This window comes from Shinella sp. 838 (genome assembly GCF_029623935.1).
Lineage (GTDB): Bacteria > Pseudomonadota > Alphaproteobacteria > Rhizobiales > Rhizobiaceae > Shinella.
Genome location: NZ_JARSBQ010000009.1, coordinates 234,463 through 260,283 on the forward strand (window position 1 = coordinate 234,463; position 25,821 = coordinate 260,283).

The 25,821-nt window shown below is 62.2% G+C and carries 27 protein-coding genes; 18 read left to right on the plus strand and 9 right to left on the minus strand.

The features are described from left to right. Positions 1–55 precede the first annotated feature (55 nt). Genes P9A16_RS24215 through P9A16_RS24260 form a run of 10 tightly spaced genes read left to right on the plus strand, consistent with a single transcriptional unit; the run spans position 56 to position 9,359 of the window. On the plus strand, positions 56–661 hold the full coding sequence (locus tag P9A16_RS24215; RefSeq protein ID WP_278025974.1) for a TRAP transporter small permease: 606 nt from the start codon (positions 56–58) through the stop codon (positions 659–661). Further along, on the plus strand, positions 658–1,929 hold the full coding sequence (locus P9A16_RS24220) for a TRAP transporter large permease (RefSeq protein WP_278025975.1): 1,272 nt from the start codon (positions 658–660) through the stop codon (positions 1,927–1,929). The genes P9A16_RS24215 and P9A16_RS24220 overlap by 4 nt, the downstream gene beginning before the upstream one ends. Beyond that, positions 1,929–2,882, plus strand: a complete 954-nt coding sequence (locus P9A16_RS24225) for a 3-hydroxyacyl-CoA dehydrogenase NAD-binding domain-containing protein (RefSeq protein ID WP_278025976.1) — start codon at positions 1,929–1,931, stop codon at positions 2,880–2,882. The genes P9A16_RS24220 and P9A16_RS24225 overlap by 1 nt, the downstream gene beginning before the upstream one ends. Next, positions 2,879–3,850, plus strand: coding sequence for a TRAP transporter substrate-binding protein (locus P9A16_RS24230; protein ID WP_278025977.1), 972 nt, complete (start codon positions 2,879–2,881; stop codon positions 3,848–3,850). The genes P9A16_RS24225 and P9A16_RS24230 overlap by 4 nt, the downstream gene beginning before the upstream one ends. Before the next feature lie 57 nt (positions 3,851–3,907). After that, positions 3,908–4,768: a VOC family protein gene (locus P9A16_RS24235; RefSeq protein ID WP_278025979.1), complete on the plus strand. Its 861-nt coding sequence runs from the start codon at positions 3,908–3,910 to the stop codon at positions 4,766–4,768. After that, positions 4,765–5,622 (plus strand): VOC family protein, encoded by an 858-nt coding sequence (locus P9A16_RS24240; RefSeq protein WP_023513510.1) that lies wholly within the window; start codon positions 4,765–4,767, stop codon positions 5,620–5,622. Before P9A16_RS24235 ends, P9A16_RS24240 begins: the two co-directional genes overlap by 4 nt. A 4-nt stretch (positions 5,623–5,626) precedes the next feature. After that, a complete protein-coding gene (locus P9A16_RS24245; RefSeq protein ID WP_278025980.1) occupies positions 5,627–6,304 on the plus strand; it encodes a class II aldolase/adducin family protein in 678 nt (225 codons plus the stop codon). A 28-nt stretch (positions 6,305–6,332) separates the two neighbouring features. Continuing rightward, complete coding sequence (locus P9A16_RS24250) at positions 6,333–7,787, plus strand: 2-hydroxymuconic semialdehyde dehydrogenase (RefSeq protein WP_278025981.1); 1,455 nt, start codon at positions 6,333–6,335, stop codon at positions 7,785–7,787. Between the two features lie 14 nt (positions 7,788–7,801). Further along, a complete protein-coding gene (locus P9A16_RS24255) occupies positions 7,802–8,584 on the plus strand; it encodes a fumarylacetoacetate hydrolase family protein (RefSeq protein ID WP_023513513.1) in 783 nt (260 codons plus the stop codon). Positions 8,585–8,591: 7 nt separating this feature from the next. After that, complete coding sequence (locus P9A16_RS24260; protein WP_278025982.1) at positions 8,592–9,359, plus strand: HpcH/HpaI aldolase family protein; 768 nt, start codon at positions 8,592–8,594, stop codon at positions 9,357–9,359. Positions 9,360–9,573: 214 nt separating this feature from the next. Here P9A16_RS24260 and speB read toward each other — a convergent pair whose 3' ends face one another. Genes speB through dctP form a run of 4 tightly spaced genes read right to left on the minus strand, consistent with a single transcriptional unit; the run spans position 9,574 to position 13,543 of the window. Then, a complete protein-coding gene (gene speB, locus P9A16_RS24265) occupies positions 9,574–10,557 on the minus strand; it encodes an agmatinase (RefSeq protein WP_023516999.1) in 984 nt (327 codons plus the stop codon). Positions 10,558–10,584: 27 nt separating this feature from the next. Further along, a complete protein-coding gene (locus P9A16_RS24270) occupies positions 10,585–11,865 on the minus strand; it encodes a TRAP transporter large permease (RefSeq protein ID WP_024269928.1) in 1,281 nt (426 codons plus the stop codon). 3 nt (positions 11,866–11,868) lie between these two features. Further along, positions 11,869–12,486, minus strand: coding sequence for a TRAP transporter small permease (locus tag P9A16_RS24275; RefSeq protein ID WP_024269929.1), 618 nt, complete (start codon positions 12,484–12,486; stop codon positions 11,869–11,871). 52 nt (positions 12,487–12,538) lie between these two features. Next, a complete protein-coding gene (gene dctP / locus P9A16_RS24280; RefSeq protein WP_278025983.1) occupies positions 12,539–13,543 on the minus strand; it encodes a TRAP transporter substrate-binding protein DctP in 1,005 nt (334 codons plus the stop codon). A gap of 147 nt (positions 13,544–13,690) precedes the next feature. On the opposite strand from dctP, the gene P9A16_RS24285 reads away from it, so the two are divergent. Continuing rightward, a complete protein-coding gene (locus P9A16_RS24285; protein WP_050746032.1) occupies positions 13,691–14,602 on the plus strand; it encodes a LysR family transcriptional regulator in 912 nt (303 codons plus the stop codon). A gap of 388 nt (positions 14,603–14,990) precedes the next feature. Beyond that, positions 14,991–16,925, plus strand: a complete 1,935-nt coding sequence (locus P9A16_RS24290) for a HAMP domain-containing methyl-accepting chemotaxis protein (protein WP_278025984.1) — start codon at positions 14,991–14,993, stop codon at positions 16,923–16,925. A 64-nt stretch (positions 16,926–16,989) separates the two neighbouring features. On the opposite strand, the gene P9A16_RS24295 is transcribed toward P9A16_RS24290, so the two are convergent. Continuing rightward, a complete protein-coding gene (locus tag P9A16_RS24295; RefSeq protein ID WP_272791104.1) occupies positions 16,990–17,628 on the minus strand; it encodes an IS30 family transposase in 639 nt (212 codons plus the stop codon). A 539-nt stretch (positions 17,629–18,167) separates the two neighbouring features. On the opposite strand from P9A16_RS24295, the gene P9A16_RS24300 reads away from it, so the two are divergent. From P9A16_RS24300 to P9A16_RS24325, 6 genes are all read left to right on the plus strand, one after another. Then, positions 18,168–19,169 carry a LacI family DNA-binding transcriptional regulator gene (locus P9A16_RS24300; RefSeq protein WP_023516851.1) on the plus strand — a complete coding sequence of 334 codons (1,002 nt, stop codon included), beginning with the start codon at positions 18,168–18,170 and terminating at the stop codon, positions 19,167–19,169. A 171-nt stretch (positions 19,170–19,340) separates the two neighbouring features. Beyond that, positions 19,341–20,375, plus strand: a complete 1,035-nt coding sequence (locus tag P9A16_RS24305) for a sterol desaturase family protein (RefSeq protein WP_130520441.1) — start codon at positions 19,341–19,343, stop codon at positions 20,373–20,375. After that, on the plus strand, positions 20,372–20,683 hold the full coding sequence (locus tag P9A16_RS24310; protein WP_023514290.1) for a MocE family 2Fe-2S type ferredoxin: 312 nt from the start codon (positions 20,372–20,374) through the stop codon (positions 20,681–20,683). Before P9A16_RS24305 ends, P9A16_RS24310 begins: the two co-directional genes overlap by 4 nt. 76 nt (positions 20,684–20,759) lie before the next feature. Further along, complete coding sequence (locus P9A16_RS24315) at positions 20,760–21,704, plus strand: substrate-binding domain-containing protein (RefSeq protein WP_023514289.1); 945 nt, start codon at positions 20,760–20,762, stop codon at positions 21,702–21,704. Positions 21,705–21,753: 49 nt separating this feature from the next. Further along, positions 21,754–22,959: an NAD(P)/FAD-dependent oxidoreductase gene (locus P9A16_RS24320; RefSeq protein ID WP_278025985.1), complete on the plus strand. Its 1,206-nt coding sequence runs from the start codon at positions 21,754–21,756 to the stop codon at positions 22,957–22,959. Next, positions 22,959–23,807, plus strand: a complete 849-nt coding sequence (locus P9A16_RS24325) for a sugar phosphate isomerase/epimerase family protein (RefSeq protein WP_278025986.1) — start codon at positions 22,959–22,961, stop codon at positions 23,805–23,807. The genes P9A16_RS24320 and P9A16_RS24325 overlap by 1 nt, the downstream gene beginning before the upstream one ends. Positions 23,808–23,987: 180 nt before the next feature. On the opposite strand, the gene P9A16_RS24330 is transcribed toward P9A16_RS24325, so the two are convergent. The 4 genes from P9A16_RS24330 to P9A16_RS24345 all read right to left on the minus strand — a co-directional run bounded on the left by P9A16_RS24330 (position 23,988) and on the right by P9A16_RS24345 (position 25,536). Next, a complete protein-coding gene (locus tag P9A16_RS24330; protein ID WP_272790824.1) occupies positions 23,988–24,359 on the minus strand; it encodes a CBS domain-containing protein in 372 nt (123 codons plus the stop codon). Positions 24,360–24,660: 301 nt separating this feature from the next. After that, positions 24,661–24,927: a DUF982 domain-containing protein gene (locus P9A16_RS24335; protein WP_443021694.1), complete on the minus strand. Its 267-nt coding sequence runs from the start codon at positions 24,925–24,927 to the stop codon at positions 24,661–24,663. Further along, a complete protein-coding gene (locus tag P9A16_RS24340) occupies positions 24,924–25,298 on the minus strand; it encodes a CBS domain-containing protein (RefSeq protein WP_278025987.1) in 375 nt (124 codons plus the stop codon). The genes P9A16_RS24335 and P9A16_RS24340 overlap by 4 nt, the downstream gene beginning before the upstream one ends. A gap of 31 nt (positions 25,299–25,329) precedes the next feature. Then, positions 25,330–25,536: a hypothetical protein gene (locus P9A16_RS24345; protein WP_278025988.1), complete on the minus strand. Its 207-nt coding sequence runs from the start codon at positions 25,534–25,536 to the stop codon at positions 25,330–25,332. Positions 25,537–25,821: the final 285 nt, after the last annotated feature.

A 25,821-nucleotide genomic window follows, 5' to 3' on the forward strand; every position in this document is an offset into this window, starting at 1 on the left:
TAGAAATTGACTTTCAAATAATATCGATATTTTATCCGTTGCGGGAGGAATATCGATGCTATCGTCACAAAACAATCCATCCGTCAACCATCTCGAGGCGCAGCCAAAGGCATTCGGCGCCGGCATGCTCATGGTTGCCAGCCGTAAAATCGCTGCCTGCGAAGCATGGTTGGCGGGCGCGTTGATCTTCCTGATCTTCCTGCTGCTGCTCGCCAATGTCGTTTGCCGGACCCTCGGTCTACCCCTTATCTGGGCAGACGAGCTGGCGGTGCTGCTGATGGCCTGGGTCGCCTTTGTCGGCGCGTCCATGGGGCTGGCCCACCGCCAGCATATCGCGGTGACGCTGCTTCCCGATGCAATGCCAGCTGCCGCACGCCGACGCCTCGCGCTTCTGGTCGATGGCCTGCTGCTCGTCTTTCTTGCGGTGCTGATCGTCCAGTTGTGGAACTGGTTCGATCCGATCGGCCTTTGGCGCGCTGGATCAGTCGATGCCTTCTCCTCCTCCGCTTTCAATTTCATCTACCAGGAGCCGACAATTACGCTTGGCGTTCCGAAATTCTGGTTCTGGCTGGTTCTCCCGATCTTCTGCCTGACTTCGGTTCTGCACGTCGTCGCATCGCTTCTGGCCCGCTACAACGCTTCGGCGGAGACCGCACAATGATTGCTACTGCTTCCTTTGTCGGCCTGATCGCCGTCGGCATGCCAATCGCTTTCGCGCTGGCCGCACTTGCGATGATCTATATCTTCACCAGTGGCAACACGGTGCTCCTCCAGTCCTATGGCCAGCAGATGTTCGGCGGCCTGGAGAACTACGGGTTGCTTGCACTTCCGCTTTTCATCCTGCTTGGCGAGTTCATGAATGCCGGCGGCATCGGCCGGCGCCTGATGGGGCTGGCACTTGCGCTGCTTCGTCCGCTGCGTGGCGGCCTTGCCTATGTCAATCTCGTCGCGAACATGATGATGGCCTCCATCCTCGGTTCCACTGTCGCGCAAATCACCATCATGTCGCGCCTCGCGGTCCCAGAAATGGAGCGCAATGGGTACCCGCGGGATGTGTCGATGGCGATCACGGCGGCCGGCGGCCTGCTTGCGCCGATCATCCCGCCCTCCATGCTCTTCATCATCTTCGGCGTCATTGCGCAGATCCCGATCGGCGACCTGTTCATCGCAGGCATCGTGCCCGGCTTCCTTATCTTCTTTGCCTTCATCGCCGTCATAGCGTGGCTTGGTCACCGGCATCGGTTCCCGATGACGCCGCCCATGCCGATGAGGGCCCGTCTTGCCGCGGTGAAGGACGCGCTTCCGGCCGCGCTGATCCCGATCATCATCGTGGGTTCGATCCTGGGGGGTATCGCAACGCCGACCGAATCGGCCGCCGTTGCCAGCCTCGCGGCAATTGCCATCGGCATGTTCGTCTATCGCGAGCTCGACGCCAAAGACATCCTGCCTGCCTTCGCCAATGCCGCGAAAGGGGCGGCGAGCGTTCTCTTCCTCATCGCCGCCGCACAGGTCTTCAGCTGGGTCATCACCTTTGAAAACCTGCCGGCGATGGTCGCCGAATCCATGCAGGCGATGACCTCCTCGCCGACGATCTTCCTCCTGCTGCTCTGCGCCCTGCTTCTGGTGGTCGGCATGATCACGGATCCCATTCCGGCGATCATCCTGATCGTGCCCGTCTTCCTGCCGGTCGCGACCAATGTCTATGGCATCGACCCGTTCCATTTCGGCATCATCGTCTGCCTCAACCTGACGCTGGGTCTCCTGACACCTCCGGTGGGAACCGGACTGTTCGTCGCCTCGCTGATGGGCAATGTGCGGGCGGAGCGCCTTTCCGTTCTCCTTCTGCCGTTCTTCGCCGCAGTGCTCGTCGTTCTCGCTCTTCTGGTGTTCTTCCCGATGCTCTCCATCGGCCTGAAGGAGCTGCTGTGATGGCGAATGTCTGGATCCTGGGCGGCGGCCTCATCGGCTGCGGATGGGCAGTCGCCTTTGCGGGGGCAGGCCACAAGACCGTGGTGATCGATCCCGATCCGGCGACTGAAGATCGTCTCGCGGCCACCTGGAGCACGGGCCGACCCGTTGTGGAACGGCTCGGGCAGCTCTCTCCTGCCGCCGTACCCCCACGATGGAGCACAACGGCCGCAACGGCGGGGGCGAAACCGGAGCTGGTGCAGGAATGCCTACCGGAGCGGATGGCGTTGAAGATTGAAGCCCTGCAAGCACTCGAACCCTTTTTGCACCCCGATACGATCATCGCCTCTTCATCGTCCGGGCTCGATCCGGACCAGATGGCCGAAGGATTGGCCCGGCCGGAGCGCTTGCTGATCGCCCATCCCTGCAATCCCCCCTACCTGATGCCGGTGGTGGAGCTCTGCGGTGGTTTGGAAACTTCTGCGACCACGATCGAATGGGCCCAGCGATTCTATGAAGCGATGGGCAAGACGGTGTTGAAACTGTCGCGGCCGATGCCCGGCCACCTCGTCAATCGCCTGCAGACGGCCCTGTGGCGGGAGGCAGTTTACCTCGCGCGCGAGGGCGTTGCGAGCGTCGGCGATATCGAACGGGCGGTGACGGCCGGGCTTGCACCGCGCTGGTGCTTCGTCGGTCCGACCGGGGTTTTTCATCTCGCGGGCGCCGAAGGCGGCATCGCGCGGTGCATCGACCAGCTCGGTCCGCAGATCGAGCGCTGGTGGGAAAGCCTCGGGGCCCCTGCGCTGGACGAGAAGGCACGCCGTCTGCTCGCAAGCGGCATGGAAGCGCACGACCGACGGCCGGTGGAGGCGATTGCCGCTGACCGCGACGACAAGCTGGCCAGCCTGATGACATTTCTGGCGGAGGAAACCGCCGGTTCCAAACACATCCAAACGGGAGGAAACAACGGATGAAAGCTGCAAAATTCCTGGCCGCGGTGGCAACCATCGTGGCGGGTCTTCATTCGGCGCCAGCCCTCGCCGAGCAATACCGGCTCGGCCTGATCACGCCGCCGCCGCATCAATGGAGCAAGAGCGCTGAAAGCCTTGCAAAGAAGATCAAGGATGCGACCGAAGGGCGTGTCGACATCTCGATCTTTCCGTCCGGCCAGCTCGGCAGCGAGGCACAGATGCTGCAGCAGCTGCAGACTGGCGCCATCGACTTCGCCTTCCTGACGCTCGGCGAATTTGCCAATCGGGATCCGAACTATGGTGTCTTCCTGGCGCCCTATATCGTCAAGGATGCCGCCGGCGCGCAGAAGCTGCTGAAGGGAAAAGTGGCGGAAAAGCTCGTCGCCGGCCTCGACAAATTCGCTCTCAAGGGCTTCGGCTGGGGCATGGCCGGCATGCGCGAGATCGTCATGCGCGGCAAGGTCGCTTCGGCCGCCGACCTCTCCGGCAAGAAGGTACGTACGGTGCCTTTTGCACAGGAGCTGTTCTTCTGGCAGCAGCTGGGCGCCGCCCCCACGCCGATGCCGCTGCCCGCGCTCTATGACGCCTTTGCCAATGGTCAGGTCGATGGCATGCAGATCGACTTCGAAGGCACCTGGAACTCGAAATATTACGAGCATGCGGGTACAATCCTTGCGTCCAACCACATGATGTTCCCGATGATCGCGGTCGGTTCGGCGCGCAAATGGCAGGGCATTTCCGAAGCGGATCGCGCGGTGGTGGAAAAGCTGATGGCGGAAGAACTCGACGCAGTCGTCGGCGCCTATTCCTCCATCGACAATGACTATCTCGAAAAACTCAAGTCGACGGATGTACCCGTCGTGGTTGCGGACCGGGCGTTTTTCAGTGCAGCAGTCGATGCCTGGTACGCCGAATGGCGCAAGAAGGCGCCACTTCTGATCGAATTGGAAGCAGAAGCCGGCGCGCTTTGAGCGCTACCGGCATTGACGGAAGGGTGCGTCATCCGGCGCACCCTTGAGGAGATGAAAATGACTGCAATCTACCGAGACCTTCGATACCTGCGCCTGCCGGTGCCCGATCTTGCTGCCGCCGCTGCCTTTGCCACGGAGATCTTTGGCCTTCAGGCGGGTGACCGCGACGAGGATCATGCCCGCTTTCGATCCGATGCGCGAAACTACGCGCTTTGCTACAGCAAGACGGGCGACACCGCGGTCGCGCTGACGGTCGCGCGGGCGGAAGACCTCGATACGGCTGAAAGCCGCCTGGCGAAGTGGTCTCCCGTCCGTCTCGACACAGATGCATGCAGGATCCGCCAGATCAAGAAGGGCATCGCGGTCAAGGCACCGAACGGTGTAACGGTGGAGCTCGTCTGGCGGCCGCTGACGTCGGGCTGGCGCTATCATGGGCCGCGCGACGCAGGCATTACCGGGTTCCAGGCAGTACAGCTCGCCTGCACCGATATCTCCGCCAATGAGGATTTCTGGACGCGCGGCGTCGGGCTGGAGGTTTCCGACTGGATCGGCGATGCAACTTTCCTCCGCCTCGATGAGGCGCATCACCGTGTGGCTCTCTATCCTTCCAAGCGCGATGGGGTGCTGGGGGCGAGCTGGTCCGTCGAGGGTGTCAACAACGTGATGCAGGGCTGGTATTTCCTGCAATCGCGCCAGGTTCCTGTCGTTCACGGACCGGGGCGTCATGCCGCGTCCGAAGCGGTTTTCGTCACGGCCAAGGGGCCGGGCGACATTTACTATTCCTACGCAGCCGATACCGAGACCGGCCCCCAGATCGCCATCCGGGGTCCACGCCAGTTTTCCGACACCGCCCGGTCGCATTGCACCTGGGGTTCGCCCTGCCTCGCGCCGGAATTCCTTGGAGGAGAAGAACGATGATCGAGCTCAAAGACGTTGTCTACTGCCGCTTGGGCACGACCGACCTTGCCGGCGCGGAATGGTTCGCAGTGAACATCCTCGGCCTCGAGGTCTCGGAGCGCCGCCGGGATGCGACCTATTTCAAATCGGATGCCCGCGAACACACGCTGTGCTACTTCGAGGGCGATCCACAGGATCAGGTAACGGCCTTCGAGATCGGTTCTTCCGACGATCTTCAGCGCGCCGCCGCCACGCTCGAAGGTCTCGGCCATCGCGTGCACTACGGCTCGGCACAGGAATGCGACGCACGCCATGTTCGCGAGTTCATCCGGTTCAACGATCCGACCGGCAACGGCATCGAATTCGTCGTGCGCCCCGAAATGTCGGGCAAGCGCTACCATGGTACCCGCGATGCCGGCATTACCGGTTTTTCCCATGTGGGCCTCTGCACGACGGATGCCGAGCGTGACGAGTCCTTCTGGACGCAAGTCTGCAACGCCCGCGTTTCCGATCGGATAGGCGATGCGCCACTGATGCGGCTCGGCACGATCCACCATTCGATCGCGCTGTTTCCTTTTCACAAGGCCGGGATCCAGCACATCAACCACCAGGTTGAAAGCACAGACGATATCCAGCGTTCCTTCAGCCACGTGCGGGACAATCAGGTCAACATCACCTTCGGGCCGGGCCGGCATCCGACCTCCTCGGCCCAGTTCCTCTACTTCACCGGGCCCGAGGGCATGACGTTCGAATATTCGACGGGCGTTTGCGAGATCCACGACGAGCCGCTGTGGCGCGACCGGCAATTCCACTTCGAACCCAAGGGCTTCTGCCACTGGGGGGCGAAGCCGAACATCGCCGCCTTCAAGGACTGACTGCATGACAAACGAAATCGCAATCGCAGTGCGGGTGGCCGCCCGCGCCCTTGGTCGTGCCGGTCTCGTGCACGCCTACGGTCATTGCTCTGCCCGTATCGACCAGCAGCACTTCCTGACTTGCCCACCCCGGCCGATGGCCCTGGTCGAGCCGGGCGAACCTTGCACCCTGGTACCGGTGACGGGTGATCTACCGGCCGGTGTTCTGGGTGAGGTGCGCATCCACCAGCAGATTTATGCGGCACAGCCATCCGTCGGTGCAGTCATCCGCTTCATGTCCCCGTGTGTCATGGCACTCGCAGCACTCGGCCGTCGGCCACAGATGCGGCACGGCTTCGGCACCTACTTTGCGCCCGGGGTCGGTTTCTGGGACGACATCCAGCTGATCCGTGATGACGGGCGGGCGGAAGGCGTCGTCACCGCCATGGGCGACAGCGCGGGCGTCTTGATGCGCGGCAACGGCGCGGTCGTTCGCGGCGGATCGATCGAGGAGGCGCTGATGCTCGCCTGGTATCTGGAAGACATGTGCCGCGTCGAGCTTGCCGCCCTTGCTGCGGGATTGGCCAACGAAGCGCCGGTCATAACGGCGGCGGATGCCGCGCAGCGCGCGACACTCGGCGGCGGCATTGTGGAACGGATGTGGGACTACCTGACGGCCGGCGACCCCGAGCGGGCGGCCTGACGGAAGTGGTCATGCGAAAGGACAAGATGTGAAGACCTATCTCAATTTCATCGACGGCAAGTTCGTCCGCGGCAGCGCCGAGACCTTCGCCAATCATTTCCCGAGCACCGGCGAGGTGATCGGCGAGATTTCCGCCGCCGGCCGGACCGAAGTCGATGCCGCGGTTGGCGCGGCGAGGGCGGCCTTGAAGGGGCCGTGGGGCCGCATGCCGCTCGCAGAGCGCGTCGCACTGCTGCGCAAGGTCGCCGATGGCATCAATGCACGTTTCGACGAGTTCCTGGCGGCTGAAATCCACGATACGGGCAAGCCCCGCTCCATCGCGTCACATATCGACATCCCTCGCGGCGCCGCGAACTTCAATGTCTTCGCAGACCAGATCCTCACGGCCTCGACGGAGACGTTCGAGATGGCGACGCCCGACGGCGCCGGCGCGCTCAATTATGCGCTGAGGCTGCCCCGCGGTGTCATAGCCGTCGTCTGCCCCTGGAACCTGCCACTTCTCCTGATGACGTGGAAGGTCGCGCCGGCGCTCGCCTGCGGCAATACGGTCGTCGTCAAGCCATCCGAGGAAACGCCGGCAACGGCAACGCTCCTCGGCGAGGTGATGAATGCGGCCGGAATCCCGCCGGGCGTCTACAATGTGGTGCATGGCAAGGGGCCGGGTGCTGCCGGCGAGTTCCTGACAAGCCATCCGGATGTCGATGGTATCACCTTCACCGGCGAGACGCGGACCGGCGAGGCGATCATGCGCGCAGCGGCCGGCGGCATTCGCCCCGTCTCGCTGGAGCTCGGCGGCAAGAATGCCGGCATCATCTTCGACGACGCCGATCTCGACGCCACGCTGGAAGGGATCGGACGCGCCTGCTTCGCCAATACGGGGCAGGTATGTCTCGGTACGGAGCGCCTTTATGTGCAGCGCGGCATCTTCGAGCGGCTGGCCGAGGGCCTTGCGCGCAAGGCAAACAGCTACCGGTTCGGCGATCCTTTTGATCCGGCGACGACGATGGGCCCGCTCATCAGCGCCGAACATCGGCAAAAGGTCCTGTCCTACTATGACAAGGCGCGGGCCGAAGGCGCGACGATCCTTGCCGGTGGCGGGGTGCCGCAGCTTGCCGGCTATGAGAACGGCTATTGGGTGGAGCCAACCGTCTGGACCGGCCTTCCACAGCACGCGCCCGTCATCACTGACGAGATTTTTGGGCCCTGCACGCACATCACGCCATTTGACACGGAAGAGGAGGCCGTCGCGCTGGCAAATGACAGCCCCTACGGGCTGGCAACCTCGATCTGGACCACGAACCTGTCGCGCGCGCACCGTGTATCGCGGCAGATCGAGGTCGGCATCGCCTGGGTCAACTGCTGGTTCCTTCGCGACCTCAGAACACCCTTCGGCGGATCGAAAGCCTCCGGCATCGGCCGGGAAGGGGGCATCCATTCGCTCGAATTCTACACCGAGCTGCGCAACGTCTGCATCAAACTCTGAAAGGCCCCTTGATCATGCTGAACGAAGAACAACGCGCGCGCTGTGTCGCGAGCCTGCTGGAAAGCCACCGTACCAAGGTGCAGGGGCCGCGTCCCTCGGAGATGTATCCCGAGATCGAGATCGCAGATTCCTATGCGATCTCCTCCGCCGTGGCAGAGGCCAAGGTCAAGGCCGGCGTGAAGATCATCGGCCACAAGATCGGCCTGACGTCAAAGGCCATGCAGGCCGCCTCGAAGATCGATGAGCCCGACTACGGCTATATGTTCGACGACCTCGTGCTGGCAGATGGCGCGAAGGTGCGGTTCGAGGACTTCTGCGTGCCGCGTGTCGAGCCGGAACTGACCTTCGTGCTCAAGGAGCCGCTGAAGGGACCGAATGTCGGCCTCGTCGATGTTTTGCGTGCAACGGAATGGATCATCCCGTCCATCGAGATCATCGACGCACGTGTTACCGAACCGCGGAGGATTTTCGACACGGTCGCCGACAACGGCGCGGCGGCCGGACTGGTGCTCGGCGGGCGGCCCGTTCGACCGACGGATGTGGACCTGCGCTGGGTCGGCGCGATCTTCTATCGCAATTCGGAAATCGAGGAGACGGGACTTGCCGCCGGCGTCCTCGGCCATCCGGCGATGGCGGTCGCCTGGCTTGCCAACAAGCTCGCCCCATTCGACGTGACGCTGGAGCCGGGCCACATGCTGCTGTCCGGCAGCTTCACACGCCCCGTCTGGGCCAAGAAGGGCGATACCCTTCACGCCGATTTCGGCCCGCTCGGCTCGGTCGCCGTGCAGTTCGTGTGAGGCGATGATGCAGGCTCCCCGCAACACGTTCAAGCGCCGGCTCCTTGCCGGCGATACGCAGAACGGGCTCTGGCTGTCCCTCGGCAGCCCGATTTCCTCCGAGGCTCTCTCGCTTGTTGGCTTCGACTGGCTGCTGTTCGACACCGAGCATTCCCCGATCGACCTTGCCAGCGTCCAGCCCCTGTTGCAGGCGGCGGCCGTGGGCACGGCCCAAGCCGTCGTCCGCCCCGCCTGGAACGACAAGGTGCTGATCAAGCGCGTACTCGATATGGGTGCGCAAACCCTGCTCGTTCCCTTTGTTGAAACTCCCGAGGAGGCGGCGGCAGCCGTAGCCGCCACACGCTACCCGCCCAAGGGGCTCCGTGGCGTCGCTGGCGCGACCCGGGCAAGCCGCTACGGCCTGACATCGGACTATTTTGCCGTCTCCGACGACGAGATCGCCGTGCTCGTGCAGATCGAAACCACCAATGCCCTTACGAGGCTGGAGGAAATCGCGGCTGTTCCGGGCGTCGACGGCGTCTTCATTGGTCCCTCCGATCTCTCCGCCTCCATGGGTTTTCTCGGTCGCGCCGGAGCGCCGGAGGTCCAGGCCGTGCTTGAAGATGCGGCACGCCGCATCGTCGCCACCGGCAAGGCCCCGGGCATCCTCGCCACCAACGCGGCCGACGCCGTCCGCTACAGGCATTGGGGCTACCGCTTCATTGCCGGTGCGGTCGATCTCGGCCTCCTGGTGAAGGCCGCCCAGGGTGTACTCAAGGATATGGCGGACGGCTAAGCCCATCAGTGGGCCTGCCGCTGCCCGCACGCCAACGGCAGGTGCCTGTGTTTGCACCATCCGCGTGCTGGCACGGCAGGCTTCCAGGCGAGGCCGATGAAGGGCTCTCAAGGAGAGGAGGGGCACCCTTCATCGCAGGTGCCACGCTTGGCTTCACCTGATGTCACGGCGGCAGCCGCTGTCCAAGGCTGCCGCCGTGCGTTCAGCGGTTGTTTCAGCGCGCGTGTTGTGCGCGGGCGTCGAAGACGAAACCGAGGAAGTTAAGCAGAACCTGCGCGGCGAGAATGGCGGTCCCGCCAGTATGGTCATAATCCGGTGCAACCTCGACAAGATCCATGCCGACCACTTCGTTGCGACGCGCCAGGCCTTGGAGCATCTCAAGCACCTCATAGTAGAGGAAGCCACCGTGGCTGGGTGTGCCGGTACCCGGAGCGATCGAGGGGCAGAAACCGTCGATATCAAGCGTGACGTAGACGCGTGCGTTTTCGGGAATACGGTCGATCACGCCGCGTGCGCCAAGCCCTCGCGCCTGCCGGACGGAGAGGATGTCGGATCCCATGCTGCGGGCTGCGTCGTAGCCATCCTTCGCCGTTGACGAAACGTTGCGGATACCGACCTGCGTCAACCCGCTCACCCACGATTTTTCCGCTGCCCGGCGCATCGGATTGCCGTGGCCGTTGCGCACGCCATGGCGCTCGTCGACGAAATCCAGATGGGCGTCGATCTGCAGGATGTGGATCGGGCCGCGGCCTTCGAAAGCCTCGATGCAGGGAATGTTGACGGAATGATCGCCGCCGATCACCACAGGCAGCGCACCAGCGTCCAGGATCGCATTGACGCCCTTGCGGATGTTTGCATGGCTCTTTTCCGTGTTCGTATGCACGATGTCCGCGTCACCGATGTCCACGATACGCACGCCCTCGCCGAGGTACATGCGGTCGTCTTCGTGGTCATAGGCTCCGGCGTGGCCGAAGCTGAACAGCGTCGAGGCTTCGCGCACCGCGCGGGGCCCGAAGCGCGAACCCGCGCGGAACTGGGTGCCGAAGTCGAAGGGTGCGCCGAGAACGGCCACATCCGCATCGATCTTCGTCCAGTCTTCGACATAGGGGCGCTTGCCGAAGGTCGAGATGCCGACGAAGGGTAGATTGAGCCTGCCGTTCTCGTAGCCGTGCGCATTGCCGGATTTTGTATCCGTCATGAAAAGTCTCCTTGTGATTGAATTTGGTCAGCGGAACGCGAGGTCACGCAGCCCGAGCGAGATCCACGGGAACAGGCTCAGCAGCACGGCGACCAGCAGCAGGATGAGAAGGAAGGGCGGTACGCCACGCACCACATCGACGAAGGGTCGGCGGAACACGGCGACGGCCGTGAACAGATTGCATCCGAAAGGCGGCGTCGCCGCTCCGATGGCAACCTGCAGCGTGACCAGGATGCCGACCAGCACCGGATCGAGCCCGGTCGCGGCCACCAATGGTGCGAAGATCGGCACGAGGATCAGCATCACCACCAGTGAATCGACGAACATGCAGCCGATGAAGAAGGCGAGGTTTATCACCAGCAGCACCTTCATCGGACCGGCACCTTCCAGCCCTATGGCAGCCAGAATCTGCTGGGGCACCTGGGCATAGGAAATCGTCCAGGAGAAGGCCGCGCCCGTGGCGATCAGGATGAAGACGACGGAGGTCATCATTCCTGTCGAAAGGGCAATGTTCCAGAGATCCTTCAAACCGATCGAGCGGAAGATCAGGAGCTCGAGCAGCGTGGCATAGAGCACGCAGATCGCGGCCGCTTCGGTGGGGCTGAAGATGCCGCCATAGATGCCGCCGACAACAAGAGCCGGAAAGCCGAGCGGCCAGAGAGCGCGCCGCGCCGCATGAAACCGCTCCGCCCAGGTGGCCCGGCGTTCGACGGGAAGCCCTTCCTTCCGGGCGACATACCAGCACCATACGGAAAACAGCACGACCACGAGCAGCCCCGGCCCGATGCCGGCGATGAACAGTTCCGAAATCGACGTGCCCGAAAGGACCCCGTAAACGATCATGCCGATCGACGGTGGAATGAGATAGGCAAGGTCGGCCGCGTTGACGATCAGCCCGATAGTGAAATCATCGCGGTAGCCCGCCCGCAGCATGCGAGGCCGCATGGCCCCGCCAACGGCGACGACGGTTGCCTGGGTCGAGCCGCACACCGCGCCAAACAAGGCGCAGGCGGATGTCACCGAAATCGCCAGGCCCCCGCGCAGGTGCCCCATGAAGCGCATCACGAGGTCGACCAGCCGGTCGGCCGACTGGCCGCGCGTGATGATGTCGGCGGCAAGAATGAACATGGGGACGGCAACGAGCGCGGAAGGCTTTACCCCACCGATCATCTGCTGGACGATCTGCTGCATGGCAAGATCAGGCAGGTACAGCCAGAAGGCCAGAACCGTCGCGGCGAGAAGCGGCATCATCATCGGATAACCTGCCAGGAGCAGCAGGCACATGACGGCGATCATCATGAGTGTCATGGTTCAGCCTCCCGTGGCGCGGGCAGGACCGGCCTCTTCGCCGACCTGCAATTCGAGAAGTTTCGTCACTTCGGGATCCTCGAAGGCGTCGGTCTCTTCAAAGGAGACCCAGACCCCCTCCCGGCGTGTGACATTGGCGACGACAGCAAGGAGGTATTGGATGCCGGTCAGCGCGAGGCCGACGACGACGACGACATAGGTTGTCCAGAGCGGCAGCTGCATCGCTGGTGTAAGCCGCCCGCGGGCGGCAACCTTGGCGACATATTCCCAGGCGTGCCATGCAAGCAGGAACATGGCGGCAGCCGTGGTCAGCGCGATGGCGGCCATCAGCCACCGCCGGGCGGTTTCCGGAACCAGATCGTAGACCGCAGACATGCGGATATGGCGGCCTTTGCGCGTCACATATCCAAGGCCCATGAAGGTGGCGGTCACCATCAGGATCTCGTTCAGCTCTTCGGAAAAATACAGACTGTGTGCCAGGACGTACCGGCCGAAGACATTGGCAATCGTGTTCAGCGCCATGACGATCATCGTCAGGCTGAGAACCGCCGCCTCGAGGGAGGCGATTCCATCATCCAGCCGCAAAAGGGCGTTCCGGCGCGAGCGCGGTGCTTGTTCCATGATTCTGTTTCCTGATCCGGGATGCGCCCGGCAGATTGCCGGGCCGCGCGCCCTATTGAACGGACTCGGCCTGAAGCTTCTTCAGGAGAGCGCCGGCATCGGGGCCAGCGACATCCGCAACGGCATCGGCTGTCACCTTTGCGCGCTCACGAAAGACTGCCCGCTCGGCCTCCGTCAGCTCGACCAGCTTGATCGTGGGTTTGGCCGCCTGGATCTTCTGCAGCCGCTCCTGATTGAAGCGCTGCACGACCGGGGGAATGAAACCGTTGAGTTCGGCGAGCGTCTTGTCGAGAAGTTGGCGACGGTCTTCGGGCAAATCCTTGTACCAATCGTCGCTCGCAAGAACCGCGGTGATAAGTTCCTGCTCGCCGGCCCAGATCAGGTAATCCGTGACCTCGTAGAACTTCATCTCCTCGATCGTCGGAATGGGATTGATCTGGCCATCGACCTGGCCAAGTTGCAGGGCGCCGTAGACTTCGCCGAACGGAACCGGCGTCGGCGAGGCACCGAGATCCTCATAGGCCTTCAACAGCATGGGCGAAACCATCACGCGCATCTTGAAATTGGCCAGATCCTCCGGCTTGCGGATTTCCTTCCGGGTGGTCCAGACCTGCGGCCCCTCGCTGTAGAGAGCGCCAAGCTTCAATCCCTTGGTCTCGAAATGCCCTGCCAGCTCCTGATGGATCACGGGACTGGTCGCCAGCATGTCGTTCATGCGCTTGGGATCGCTGGGTAGAACATAGGTTGAGAGAAAGATCTGACTCTCCGGAACGATCGTGCCGAGATTACCGACCGAAAGGTTTGAAAGCTGGATGACCCCGTCCGCCGTCTGTTCGGCCACTTCGGTCGGCGTGCCGAGCGAACCCAGCGGATAGACCGTGACCTTGACCTCTCCGGCGGTCGCCGTCTCGATGCGCTTCTTGAACTCCTGCGCATAGCTGTCCATGATCGAGCCAGGAATTTCCTCGATTGCGAATTTCCACTCCTCAGCCTTCGCGACATTGCCGGCGAAGGTCACGACGGCAGCGACGGCTGCGGCCCTGGCAAAATTTTTCATGTCTTCCTCCCTCTGGTCGGCGGGCGCGACAGCCACGGCCGATGGCAGGAGTATTCAGGCGTGCGATAATTCATTAAATCGCAATCTTTGCACATTTACTTCAGAATAATTGAAGTTACGCTGGGCCAAACGAGGAGGCTCGGCGCCATGCGGATCAGCGACTATACCCTTCGCAACCTGCGCACCTTCTGTGCCGTCGTCGAGCACAGCGGCTTTGGCGGTGCACAGGCCGTGCTTGGCGGTAGCATCTCGGCCATCTCGACCCATTTGAAAGACCTTGAGCTGACGCTGGGCTTCACGCTCTGTCATCGGGGGCGTGCGGGTTTTGCCCTGACGGAGAAGGGGGAGGCCGTCTACGACGAGGCCAAGCAGCTGCTGGGGTCGATCGAAACCTGCGAGACAAGCCTTGGCCAGCTGCGCCGTGTCCTGACAGGCCACTTGCGCGTCGGAATCGTGGACAGCGAAGCCAGCAATCCGGAGCTCCCTGTCCACCTCGCCATTCGGCGGTTCTTCCTGCGCGAGCAGAAGGTTCGCCTGTCACTCGAAGTCGGTACACCCGAAACGCTCGCAAAAGGGCTGCAGACAGGTGAACTCCACGTTGCCGTCGGACCCTTTCCGCAGCGTCATCTCAACGTCGAGTACACCCCGGTCTATGTCGAGGAGCACGCCCTTTTCTGCGGCGAAAATCATCCTCTGTTCCATCGTCCCAATGAGGACATCACGCTGGCCGAGGTGTCACGTCACCCGGTCACGGTAAGGCCTTACCTGCACAAGAGTGAACTGGCCAAATTCCGCTCACCTATCGTGACGGCGTCGGTTTCCAACATGGAGGCGCAGGCCATGTTGGTACGGAGTGGCTGTTTTCTCGGATTCCTCCCGACGCATTTCGCGCGGCCCTGGGTGCAACAGAACGAGATGCGGCAGATCAGGGGGCTGGAACTGGAATGGCAGTCGCAGTTCTATGTTGCGCTGCGCGCCCGCCCGACACCACCGGAAATCGCCGTGATCTTTGCAAGGGACATCTCCCTGGAGTTGTCACGCGTCGGCTCGTCAGTGTGAAGCGGAGCGACCATCGATCGCGAGGCGCTTGACTTCTGCCTTGGCGCAATGGGCGTGCGCCAATCCTTGCCTCGGCTGTTTTTCTTAAGACTATCATAGACAACCACGCCGATCGCTCTGCGATCGGCGATGCGGAGAACCCTGTGCGCCAACGGAGAATACGGCGCGGTCCGCACTATCTGGGTTCGCTCAGCAAAGACGGATCACTCTTATGCCGCCCTGCTCAATACTCGGAATGCTAAAACACGAGGCAAATGCCTATAGTTTAACCAAATTTTATTCACATATATGCAATCTTCGATAACAAGTGTCCACGCAGACACTCCATGGTAGTGATTTTAGCCCCGAAAAACACATTTCGTCACTTATCAGATTTGGAGTAGTTGCAATGTCCATTCGCCTGAAACTCCTTTCCTGCATATCTTTGCTTGTTGCCACTCTGGTCGCCATAGCAGCTTTCGCCCTCTATGCTCTGAACGAGGAAGCAAAGCTCGTACGGTCGATCGTGGCCGACCGCGTCATACCCATGAGCCAGTTGAAGACGATAGCCGACGAATATGCCGTGAAGATCGTTGATACCGTTCACAAGGTCGCAGCGGGCACGGTAACAAATGAAAAGGGCGAACAGGATATCCGGTCGGCTCTCAAGAACATCGACGGACAGTGGGCCATATATCTTTCGACCAAACTGACGGCCGAGGAGGAGCGGCTGGCCAACCAGTTTGGGCAAAACCTTGAAAATGCAGCGACGCAGCTCGGTGGGCTGGCGGACCTGGTCGCGACGAATGACGACAGGGCTCTCGCAGAGTTTGCTACCAACGCGCTCTACCCGCTTGTTGATCCTCTGAGCGAGGATATCAACAAGCTCATTGCCCTTCAGCTCACCGCTGCTGAAGACGGCATGGCGGAAGGGGAAGCCCTGAAGTCCCTGTTGTTGGCGATCATGGCCCTCATCGGCGCGTTTGCTGCGGCTATCGCAGTATTTTCGATCTGGACCGTCATCAAGGGTGTCATCAGACCGATCGATATCATGACAGATACGATGGCCTCCCTGGCTGGCGGCAAGCTCGACATTGCCATCTATGGCGAGGAGCGCAGGGACGAGATAGGCCGAATGGCAAAAACGGTCGCGGTTTTCCGTGAGAACGCTTTGGCGCGTATTCGTCTTGAACAGGAAACGGAAGCCAACCGTTCATTGTCGGAGGAGGAGCGGGTCGCGCGAGAGAAACTGAAAGCGAAAGAAGCTGCCGATGTGCAGTTCGCGGTCGACAATCTGGCTGCCGGTCTTGCGAAGCTGTCGGACGGCGACGTGTCACACAGGATCGAGCGGCCATTTACGGCCTCGCTGGATTCCGTGCGCAACGACTTCAACAACTCGGCCGAAAAGCTTCAGGACGCTCTAAACAGGGTCGCGCAGAACGCCCTTGGCATTGACGCCGGCGCGAACGAGATCAAATCGGCGGCCGACGACCTGGCCAAGCGCACGGAACAGCAGGCGGCAGCCGTGGAAGAAACGGCCGCAGCTCTCGAAGAAATCACGAGAACGGTCAAAAATTCCACGGCTCGCGCTCAGGATGCGGGTCAGCTTGTCGTCCGCGCAAAGGTTGGCGCTGAGCAGTCCGGTGATGTCGTACGCCGCGCCGTGCATGCGATGGAGCAGATCGAGAAGTCAGCCAACGAAATCAGCAACATCATCGGCGTTATCGACGAGATTGCGTTCCAAACGAACTTGCTGGCGCTGAATGCAGGTGTCGAGGCCGCACGCGCCGGTGAAGCGGGCAAGGGCTTTGCTGTCGTTGCACAGGAAGTGCGGGAACTGGCCCAGCGTTCCGCCAGCGCCGCCAAGGATATCAAGGGGCTGATCACCACGTCGAACAATCAGGTGCGTGAAGGGGTGCAACTCGTCGGCTATACGGGGAGGGCGCTGGAAACGATCGTATCCGAGGTTCAGGAAATCAACCGGCACGTGGCAGCGATCGTGGAATCGGCGCAGGAGCAGGCTTCAGGCCTTCAGCAGATCAACACGGCCGTCAACCAGATGGATCACGACACGCAGAAAAATGCCGCAATGGTCGAGGAATCGACCGCCGCCAGCCACGGTCTGGCGCGGGAAGTGGCATCGCTGAGACAGTTGCTGGCACAGTTCAGGCTCTCGCATCCGCAATTGCGGACCACGATCTCCGCATCTTTTCCGCCTCGCGAGACCGGAGCCTATGACACCGCAGCTGCCTTGCCGGTTCGGGCGCTCAGCCGCAGGATCGCGTCGGCCTTCTCGGGCAATGCCGCTCTCGATACCGGCAAGGATAGTTGGGAAGAGTTCTGATGAGCGTCGTGCATTTGGATGGTGGCGTTCACGCGCGAAGCGCGGCTTGCGGGAGCGTCTCATGCTAAGCTCCGTGCCGCATGTTTAGCCGGTTGCAGATCTCGATGAGGTCTGCGTCGGTAACGGATAAAGGATCGGCTCCCTCTCGAAAGCCATTTCCGCACGCGACCGTTGGTGTTTTCGGCAGTTCCTTTTGCCACGGCAACTGCGGATCCCAGAACCACGTCTGGTTGCCGATGCTCACCTGGAGGTATGGCCAGTCGGTGAACTCCGGTCCACCGTCGAAGGTGATGGAACGGCGGGCGAGGTGGGACAGGGCTTGTAGTCCCTTCCCAAGGCTGTTCTTGACCGGTCGGGACTGCCGATCGTTGTTGCGCGGGAAAATCGCGACCCGGCTGACCGGTTCGACCAGTGATATCACATTGGCTTTTCCGAACGTCTTCCAAAACTGGATAAGATCGCTTTCCCAATGCTCGAACTGCTTGCGATCGGCCACGACATCCGGGTGACGTAGAATATTGAGATCTGGGCTAAACCTCTGACCATGCTTGCGTCTGGCGTGAAGGGGTCGATGTCTGGCACGATGCTCCGGCACATGTTGCCATAGCTTGATCGCCTGGCCGTCGGTTAAGCATTCGAACTTGTAGGTCGTTTCGTGGCTGACCGAGATTGGATGCAGCTCCAGACGCCTCCTTCCGGCAATCTGTTGCGGCGATCAGCCGTGCTTGATCCGATCGATCACGGATTGACGGGCACGCGAGCCTTGCTCCCAACGTTGGCGTTGACCAGCGCATCGAGAGGCGAGACTGTCGCATTACTAAATAGCCACGACAGCCAATGATCACGTAAGCGGGATAATGTGCGATTCTCTAGGGGCGCGAGGTTTTTAAGGTTACTAACCTTCCAGCAGGTCACCGTGGGTTGGTGCAAAAGGGCTAATTCCTTGCTACACTGCCACTTTTCCACCTTCCCGCAAGCATCCGCCGCATGCCGCCCGATCCTTCGTGGCGCTGTCGAAGTACGGCCCTCAGACGATCCGTAGCGCAAGAGCATCGAATCGCGCAGCATTCTGCCTCTCATCCCGCATCGCGCCCATGGCTTGTTGCCGGATGCCTCATCGACAGATTTGTCGCGACTGGATCTTGTTGAAGACAGCTATTTGGTGGTGCAGTCATACGGTAGTCGGCGGCGGGCACACGCTTCCGCGGCATGCAGGGATCGGTTCAAGGAGCCCACGATACGATGAGCAAGTCCAGCTACAGGGACATTGCCCGCCTTGCCGGTGTCGGTACAGCGACCGTGGAGCGGGTGCTGAACGGGCGTGGCGGCGTGCGCCCCGAGCTCGCCGAAAAGGTGGTGATCGCCGCCCGCAGCCTGAACTATCCCCGCACGCTGCCCGATGCGCACCGTGGCTTGCTGCGCATCGAAGTCCTGATGGTCCGCCCCGAAACGACATTCTACCGGCGCCTTTCCAAGGCATTCGAGCGCATCGCAGCCACGCTGGATCCGTTGGTTGTCGTGCATCGCAGCTTTACCGAGGAAATGAACCCGGAGCAGATCGCCCGCCACATCCGCTCGACCGATTTGCCGCGTGCTGGCCTGATCCTTGCCGTCCCGAACAGCCCGCTCATCAAGGCGGCAGTGGAAGCCGTGGCGGCCCAGGGCGTGCCCATCGTGCATGTCGTCACCCGTGCCCTGGAGAAGACCGGGGCCTTCGTCGGCATAGACAACGAGGCCGCCGGGCGGACGGCCGCCTGGTTCATCGCCCGCATGGCCCGCACGAAAGGCCCTGTCGTCGCGCTTTGTCATCCGATCTATCAGGTCCACCGCGATCGCATCCGCGGTTTCTCCAGTTACTTCGCCGCCCATCCCGGTCCCATCGCCTTCGAATGGCTGGGTTTCACACGGGACGAAGAGCATTTCAGCGCGGAGACACTCGCAATCGCGCTGGAGAAATATCCTGATCTCGTCGGCCTCTACAATGCCGGCGGTGCCAACTCCGCCCTGATCAGCGTGCTGCGCCGCCATCCGCGGGGCAGGGAGATCCTGTTCATCGGACACGAGTTGACTGATTACACCCGCGCGGCGCTCAGCGATGGCATCATGGATGTGGTGCTGGACCAGGCGCCGGAAGCACAGGCCCAGCGCGCGCTCGACCTCGTCCTCCGCCGCATCGGCCTGACGGATGTCGAACCGGACCCAAGCCCCATCCGCTTCATCACCATCACGGCCGAAGGCCTCTGATCTGATTTGATCAAGGAACCGTTCGGCATTCCGGCTCGCTCTTGATAATTTCCAGGTCGGCAGGAGAGCCGGTTGCGCAAGGCGCAACAGGGCCAGCGGCGCGACATGCGCCCCTTCCAACAAGGAAATTCAGCGAGTGTGAAACCGCTCGCACGTCCGAGGGAGAGCGCAATGGACGATCTAAAATACGGGACGCGCAATAAGCGTGGGGACTGGGCACCGAACCAGCCGGTCGAGACCGCACCGCTGTTCGTCTTTCCGCCTCGCCTCCTGGCGATCCTCAAGTGGCTGCCGCACTATTTCTTTCCGTGGAACGCCATCTTCGCGGCTTCCGCTATCGCCTACTGGGCCTGGATAATCCCGCCAATCGAAACGCTGCAGAGCCTCGGCATCGGCTGGGTCGCCTGGCTCTACGCGGTGAATGCGGTCTGTGTCCTTCTCTTCTACGGCGCCTTCGAGGTGCATCTCTATGTGTTGAAGAGGCAGGAAAACCGCTTCAAATACAACGGAAAATTCCCTGCCGATCAGAAGAACAAGGCCTTCTGGTTCGAGAGCCAGAACCTCGACAACATCCTGCGCACGTTTCTTTCGGGCGTCACCATCTGGACGGCGATCGAGGTCGCCATGCTCTGGGCCTATGCCAATGGCTACGCCCCCTGGCTGAGCTTTGCCGAAAACCCGTGGACACTGGCACTCGTCGCCCTCGCCGTGCCGATCATCCACGAGTTCCACTTCTTCTGCATTCACCGGCTCATCCACACCCCGTTTCTCTACAAATGGGTGCACTCGGTCCACCACAATTCGGTGAACCCGTCGCCTTGGTCGTCACTGTCGATGCACCCGGTCGAGCACCTGCTCTATCTCGGCACCGCCTTCTATCACCTGGTCCTGCCGTCAAACCCCATCCTGATGCTCTATCAGCTTCACTATGCCGGCTTCGGCGCCATTCCCGGCCATGTCGGCTTCGACAAGGTGGAAGTGGGCGAAGAGACGCTGGTCGATAGCCACGCCTATGCGCATTACCTGCACCACAAGTATTTCGAGGTGAATTACGGCGATGCCCTGATCCCGCTCGATAAGTGGTTCGGCACCTGGCACGACGGCTCCACGGAAGGCGAAGCCCGCATGCAGGAGCGCTACCGCAAGCGCAAGGAAAAGCTCGCCGCCCGCAAGGCTCGTACCGAAGTTCAAGGAGCTGCCGAATGACCTGGGTTCCCGCCTGCAAGCTCGCCGACATCGAACAGGAAGGCGCTGTCCGTTTCGACCATGGCGGCCGCACCTACGCCATCTACCGCGCGCCGGATGACAGCGTCTATTGTACCGCCGGCCTGTGCACTCATGAGGCGATCCATCTTGCCGAAGGATTGGTGATGGATTTCGAGGTGGAGTGTCCCAAGCATTCCGGCGCTTTCGACTATCGCACCGGCGAGGCCCTGCGCCTGCCGGCCTGCGAGAACCTGAAAACCTATCCCGCCGAGGTGATCGACGGAGAGGTTCGCGTCGCCCTCGGCTAGGGCGGCGCCGACAAGCAGGCCCGCCGGGTCTCCGGAGTGCGAGCGGGTGGACCGGCACCCAAACTGGGAGGATACCATGAAATCCATGTGCCTGGCGGCCATTCTGGCCGCCTTGATGGGAAGTGCTGCCGCAGCGGAGACGATCGGCGTCTCGATGCAGAGTTTCGACAACAATTTCCAGACCCTCTTGCGCGAAGGGATTGGCGCGCGAGCCGCAGAGGTCAAAGGCGTCAATGTCCAGGTCGAGGACGCCCAGACCGACATCTCCAAGCAGCTCAATCAGGTGAACAATTTCATCGCTGCCGGGGTGGATGCGATTATCATGACGTTGACGGACACCTCCGCCGCCCCGGGCATCAGCGAGGCTGCCGAGAAGGCCGGCATTCCGCTCGTCTATCTCAACCTCGAGCCGGACAACATCGCCAAGCTCCCGCAAAAGCAGGCCTATGTCGGATCAAAGGAGACGGATTCCGGCGAACTTGGCGCACAGGCCGCCTGTTCGCTGCTGAAGGAGAAGGGCAAGGCAAGCGATGCACAGGTCTACATCCTGATGGGCGACCTTGCCCACCAGGCCTCGCGCGACCGTACGTCCTCATTCAAGGATGCGCTGGCAGCGAGCGACTGCAAGGGTGTCACCATCGCCGACGAACAGTCCGGCGCCTGGACACGCACCAATGCCATGGACCTGACAACCAACTGGATCACTGCTGGCCAGCCCATCGACGTGGTCTTCGCCAACAATGACGAAATGGCGATCGGCGCGATTCAGGCTCTCAAGGCGGCAAGCGTCTCCATGGACGACGTCATCATCATCGGCATCGACGCGACGCAGGACGGCCTCGCAGCCATGGCGGCAGGCGATCTCGACGCGACCGTGTTCCAGAACGCCAAGGGCCAATCGGCAAGCGCGGTGGATGCCGCGGTGGCGCTGGTGCGCGGCGAGGCGATCGAAAAGCAGGTCTGGGTGCCCTTCGAGCTCGTCACCCCGAAGAACATGGCCGACTACGCCAGCCGGAACTGATCCCCCCCCGACCGGCGCCACGCGCCGGTCCCTTTCCACGGAGACCAGCATGGACGACATCGTCATTATCGGGGCGGGCGAAGCCGGGACCCGCGCCGCCTTCGCCACCCGTGAAGCCGGTTTTTCCGGCGCCGTCACGCTGATTGGCACGGAACCACACCTGCCTTATGAGCGCCCTCCGCTCTCCAAACCACTGGAAGGAGTTGTGCAGATGAAGGCGATCTGCACGACTGAGGCACTGGAAGCCGCCGGCATTACCTATCGCCCGGGCCGCACCGCCACCCGCATCGACGCCGCCAGCCGCACCATAGCCCTCAGCGACGGCCGGGCACTGCCCTACGGCAAACTGCTCCTCGCCACCGGCGCACGAGTACGACGGCTGGCATGCCCCGGTGCCGAGCGAGCGCTCGATTTCCGCACCTATGGCGACGCCGCAACCCTCTTTTCCCGTGCAGAAACTGGCGGGCCTGTCGCCATCATCGGCGGCGGGCTGATCGGCATGGAGCTTGCCGCGGTGCTGCGGAGCAGGGGTATTCCTGTCAGCATCATCGAGGCCGCACCCAGACCGCTCGGGCGGGCCGTTCCGCCACGCTTCGCCGAAAGGCTGCATGCGCGGCACCGGGGGGAGGGGGTGCGTTTTCATCTCGGCCTCGGGCTTACCGAAATCACCTCCGATGCCGTCATGCTTGCCGATGGTATCCGCGTTCCCGCTGAAACCGTAGTTTCAGCCATCGGCGTTCTGCCCGATGTCGCGCTTGCCGAGAGAGCAGGGCTCGCAACGGCGAATGGCATCGTCACCGACGCCTTCCTGCGCACGAGCGATCCGCATATCTTCGCCGCCGGCGACTGCGCCGCCGTCTCCCAGCCGGAGGGCGGCACCACGCGGTTCGAGAGCTGGCGCAATGCACGCAGCCAGGCCGAGACGGCCGCCCGCAACATGACCGGCGCCCACGAAGCCTTCTGCGCCCCACAGTGGTTCTGGTCCGACCAGTATGATCTCAGCCTGCAGGTTACAGGCCTGCCCCAATCCGGGCACCAGAGCATTCTCCGCTCCATAGCGGAAGGTGAACTGGAATTCTACCTTGAGGACGGACTTCTCGTGGCGGCGGCCGGTCTCGGAACCGGCAACGGAGTGGCAAGAGACATCAAGCTGGTGGAGATGCTGATTGCGGCCGGGATTACACCTGACCGGTCGGCGCTTGCCGATCCGGCTGTGAACCTCAAAGGTCTTCTCAAGAGCGCCCGGGCCGCCTGATGCAGACGCTGCTCGTCTTCCAGTCGCTCTGGGCCATGGAGCGCCGCCATACGGATGGCCATGAGCGTAGCCTTGCGGAAAACATCGCGATGATCGCAAAGGCAGGGTTCGACGGTGTCAGTGCGCACTATACAAACCGCGCGGATGTCGCCCGCCTTAACGAGACACTACGCGGCACCGGCCTGAGGATCGAAGGGGTCTGCTTTCCGCGCACCGTCGATGATCTGCGCCTGGCGCTGGAGCTGGCCGCAGAGTATCCGGTCAGCCATATCAACCTGCAACCCGATATCCGGCCGCGCCGGATCGAGGACTGTCTGCCGCTTCTCGATGGATGGATACGGCTCGCCGAAGAGGCCGCCATTCCCGTCTATATCGAGACGCATCGAGACCGGATGACCACGGATCTCTACTTCACGCTCGATCTCCTCGACCGGCGGCCCGACCTGCCGCTCCTCGCCGACCTCTCGCATTTTCTGGTCGGGCGTGAATTCGCCTTCCCGGTCTCGGAAGAAAACCACGCGCTGATCCACCGCATCCTCAAGAACGCCCAGGCTTTCCACGGCCGCATCGCTTCGCGCGAGCAGGTGCAGATCGAACTTTCCTTTCCGCACCATCGTCCCTGGGTCGATCTCTTCCACCAGTGGTGGAGCTATGGCTTCTGCGACTGGCGCTCCCGCGCAGCCGTGGACGCCACGCTGGTCTTCACTTGCGAGCTCGGCCCCAAGCCCTATGCGATCACCGGCCGGGACGGCAACGACACGACGGACCGGTGGGCGGAAGCGCTTGAGCTCCGCAGGATGGCACTCGACCTCTGGGCCGCCAGTGCCCTGCCTGACCGGGATGGTTAACAGGCACTTAATGCGCATGATGAGACACAGATCCTGCCCGGCAAGAACCCGTTGCCTCCCAAATTAGCGAGTGCCCTGCAGCCACCAACCGTGATCGTGACGCATGCGGCATGGAGGCACGGCGAATGCCGAATGGATCGGGATAGAGACATCGCCTCGCTGGCCGAAAGCACGCCGCCGTCAGGGCCGGCGGCGCTTGAAATCCGATTGCGAAACGACACCGGTCAGCCGGTTCTGCCGGTCGAGCACGGCGAGACGGCGCAGGTGCAGCGACTGCATATTGGCCAGCACACTTTCCGGTGCTTCGTCGTCGAAGCAATAGGTGATGTTGGTCGTCATGACATCGCCGACCTTCGTCGTTTCCGCGTCGAGCCCCGGCGCCACAGCCCGCAGGATAATATCACGATCCGTAAGCGTGCCGACGAGACCGTTGGCATCGACCACCGGCAGGAAGGCAATGTCCCATTCCGCCATCAGGCTTGCAGCGTATTGCAGGGTCTCTTCGGGCCGGACAAGATGGACATTGCGGGTCATGATGTCACCGATGGGCATGAGGACCTCTTGCTGTGCGCTTTGACTGGTGCATCTCCGACCACGTCAACGTCGGAAAATGCGATAAAAAAGCCCCTGAAGCAGGGCCGGCGAACCGGATCCCACCAGCGCTGCGCCAGGAACAGACGCCCCAGACCTTGGTTCCCGTATCGGCTCCCAGCATGGCCTGCGCGTCGCCATCGACGGGGGCCGACCTGCCTGAAGACCGTTCCGTTGCCGTTGGCTGTATCAGCCCAAAGGGGCCTTCTGTCATCGCCTCGTCCAATGTGCATGGGTGCCTGGCGGCCTCGTCGCAGACAACCTATGCCGCCGTCCAAGAATTCACCCTGAAGCCGGCCTCCTTTGCCGCCTCGATAAACGCGCGTCGCGCAAAGCCCGGATCGTCGTCACTCGCCAGTCCCTGCTCGCAGACGTTTCTGGCCATCAGCCCTGCAGGCCCGTCTTCAATCGGCCAGTGGTTCTTCAGGCAAAGGAGGGCGTCCCGCGTGCTTTGCACGCGAAGCACCTGCAAATCGCCCTCGAGCACGACAACCTCATCCCACAGCCGATCGGTCGCAAAGATCGTCATTGCGATTCCTCCGCTGCGGGGCCCTCGGTAGGAATATCGACAAGGCTGACGATGCCGACGACCCGCCGCCCCCCGTTTACCACCACGAGACGGCGCACGCCCAGCCCGCGCATGCGGAGCGCCACCGTGGCGGTGTCATCGCTCTCGTCGCACACTTCAGGCGACACGGTCATGAATTCCGCAATCGCCATGGACGTCGAATGCCCCCGTCCGAGGACCGAGACCACGATGTCGCGGTCCGTGATGATGCCAACAATGGCGCCGACGCCGGGCACCTCGACCGGCAGGGCGCCGACCTCGGCCTCAAGCATCAGCCGTGCGGCCGACTGGGCAGTATCATTGGGCGACACGGTCACTATCTGGGCGGACATCACGTCCTTCACAAGCATGTCACGCGCCCTTTCAGAACCGCCCGTTGACGAGGCTGCGGCCATTTGGCGCCGTAGGCACGACCACCTCTTCGTGTTCCTGCCGGCTGAGCGGCAGATCGACCTGCGGCGGCACGATTACCTGCGGCTCCCAGGAATTGCGGCGCTTGCGGGCGTTCCGGAGCTCAGCATCGGTGGTGACGGCTGGTTTGCGGGCAAGCGGCTTCTTTTTCTGGCGCACATCGAACTCCTGCGAACGGGCTTCATCTTTTGGACAAACGCACGCACTCCGGCTTGGTTCCCCAAAAACCGCAACGGCCTTGCCGTCCGCACACTCCCGTTTGCATCGAGCCGGCACGCCGAATGTCCCAAATCCGTCATTTGACGCAGCGGGGTAGCGCCCTATCTCCTGTCGCGGCTCCATCCTCCTTGCATGGACGGAACTGATCGAGACAGGACGGGGCCTGTTTTTCCCGGGAAAGCGCCTTTCACGGGCGTGACCGGCCGTGGGACGCGTGAAAGAGGT

What these genes read in the sequence shown, in the direction of transcription:
- P9A16_RS24305 (WP_130520441.1), top strand. Translation starts at nt 19,341, where the DNA reads ATGGACGATCTAAAATACGGGACGCGCAATAAGCGTGGGGACTGGGCA.
- P9A16_RS24255 (WP_023513513.1), top strand. Translation starts at nt 7,802, where the DNA reads ATGCTGAACGAAGAACAACGCGCGCGCTGTGTCGCGAGCCTGCTGGAA.
- P9A16_RS24235 (WP_278025979.1), top strand. Translation starts at nt 3,908, where the DNA reads ATGACTGCAATCTACCGAGACCTTCGATACCTGCGCCTGCCGGTGCCC.
- P9A16_RS24310 (WP_023514290.1), top strand. Translation starts at nt 20,372, where the DNA reads ATGACCTGGGTTCCCGCCTGCAAGCTCGCCGACATCGAACAGGAAGGC.
- P9A16_RS24240 (WP_023513510.1), top strand. Translation starts at nt 4,765, where the DNA reads ATGATCGAGCTCAAAGACGTTGTCTACTGCCGCTTGGGCACGACCGAC.
- P9A16_RS24285 (WP_050746032.1), top strand. Translation starts at nt 13,691, where the DNA reads ATGCGGATCAGCGACTATACCCTTCGCAACCTGCGCACCTTCTGTGCC.
- P9A16_RS24315 (WP_023514289.1), top strand. Translation starts at nt 20,760, where the DNA reads ATGAAATCCATGTGCCTGGCGGCCATTCTGGCCGCCTTGATGGGAAGT.
- P9A16_RS24260 (WP_278025982.1), top strand. Translation starts at nt 8,592, where the DNA reads ATGCAGGCTCCCCGCAACACGTTCAAGCGCCGGCTCCTTGCCGGCGAT.
- P9A16_RS24325 (WP_278025986.1), top strand. Translation starts at nt 22,959, where the DNA reads ATGCAGACGCTGCTCGTCTTCCAGTCGCTCTGGGCCATGGAGCGCCGC.
- P9A16_RS24225 (WP_278025976.1), top strand. Translation starts at nt 1,929, where the DNA reads ATGGCGAATGTCTGGATCCTGGGCGGCGGCCTCATCGGCTGCGGATGG.
- P9A16_RS24335 (WP_443021694.1), bottom strand. Translation starts at nt 24,927, where the DNA reads ATGACGATCTTTGCGACCGATCGGCTGTGGGATGAGGTTGTCGTGCTC.
- P9A16_RS24230 (WP_278025977.1), top strand. Translation starts at nt 2,879, where the DNA reads ATGAAAGCTGCAAAATTCCTGGCCGCGGTGGCAACCATCGTGGCGGGT.
- P9A16_RS24320 (WP_278025985.1), top strand. Translation starts at nt 21,754, where the DNA reads ATGGACGACATCGTCATTATCGGGGCGGGCGAAGCCGGGACCCGCGCC.
- speB (WP_023516999.1), bottom strand. Translation starts at nt 10,557, where the DNA reads ATGACGGATACAAAATCCGGCAATGCGCACGGCTACGAGAACGGCAGG.
- P9A16_RS24275 (WP_024269929.1), bottom strand. Translation starts at nt 12,486, where the DNA reads ATGGAACAAGCACCGCGCTCGCGCCGGAACGCCCTTTTGCGGCTGGAT.
- P9A16_RS24330 (WP_272790824.1), bottom strand. Translation starts at nt 24,359, where the DNA reads ATGCCCATCGGTGACATCATGACCCGCAATGTCCATCTTGTCCGGCCC.
- P9A16_RS24300 (WP_023516851.1), top strand. Translation starts at nt 18,168, where the DNA reads ATGAGCAAGTCCAGCTACAGGGACATTGCCCGCCTTGCCGGTGTCGGT.
- dctP (WP_278025983.1), bottom strand. Translation starts at nt 13,543, where the DNA reads ATGAAAAATTTTGCCAGGGCCGCAGCCGTCGCTGCCGTCGTGACCTTC.
- P9A16_RS24270 (WP_024269928.1), bottom strand. Translation starts at nt 11,865, where the DNA reads ATGACACTCATGATGATCGCCGTCATGTGCCTGCTGCTCCTGGCAGGT.
- P9A16_RS24220 (WP_278025975.1), top strand. Translation starts at nt 658, where the DNA reads ATGATTGCTACTGCTTCCTTTGTCGGCCTGATCGCCGTCGGCATGCCA.
- P9A16_RS24340 (WP_278025987.1), bottom strand. Translation starts at nt 25,298, where the DNA reads ATGTCCGCCCAGATAGTGACCGTGTCGCCCAATGATACTGCCCAGTCG.
- P9A16_RS24290 (WP_278025984.1), top strand. Translation starts at nt 14,991, where the DNA reads ATGTCCATTCGCCTGAAACTCCTTTCCTGCATATCTTTGCTTGTTGCC.
- P9A16_RS24245 (WP_278025980.1), top strand. Translation starts at nt 5,627, where the DNA reads ATGACAAACGAAATCGCAATCGCAGTGCGGGTGGCCGCCCGCGCCCTT.
- P9A16_RS24215 (WP_278025974.1), top strand. Translation starts at nt 56, where the DNA reads ATGCTATCGTCACAAAACAATCCATCCGTCAACCATCTCGAGGCGCAG.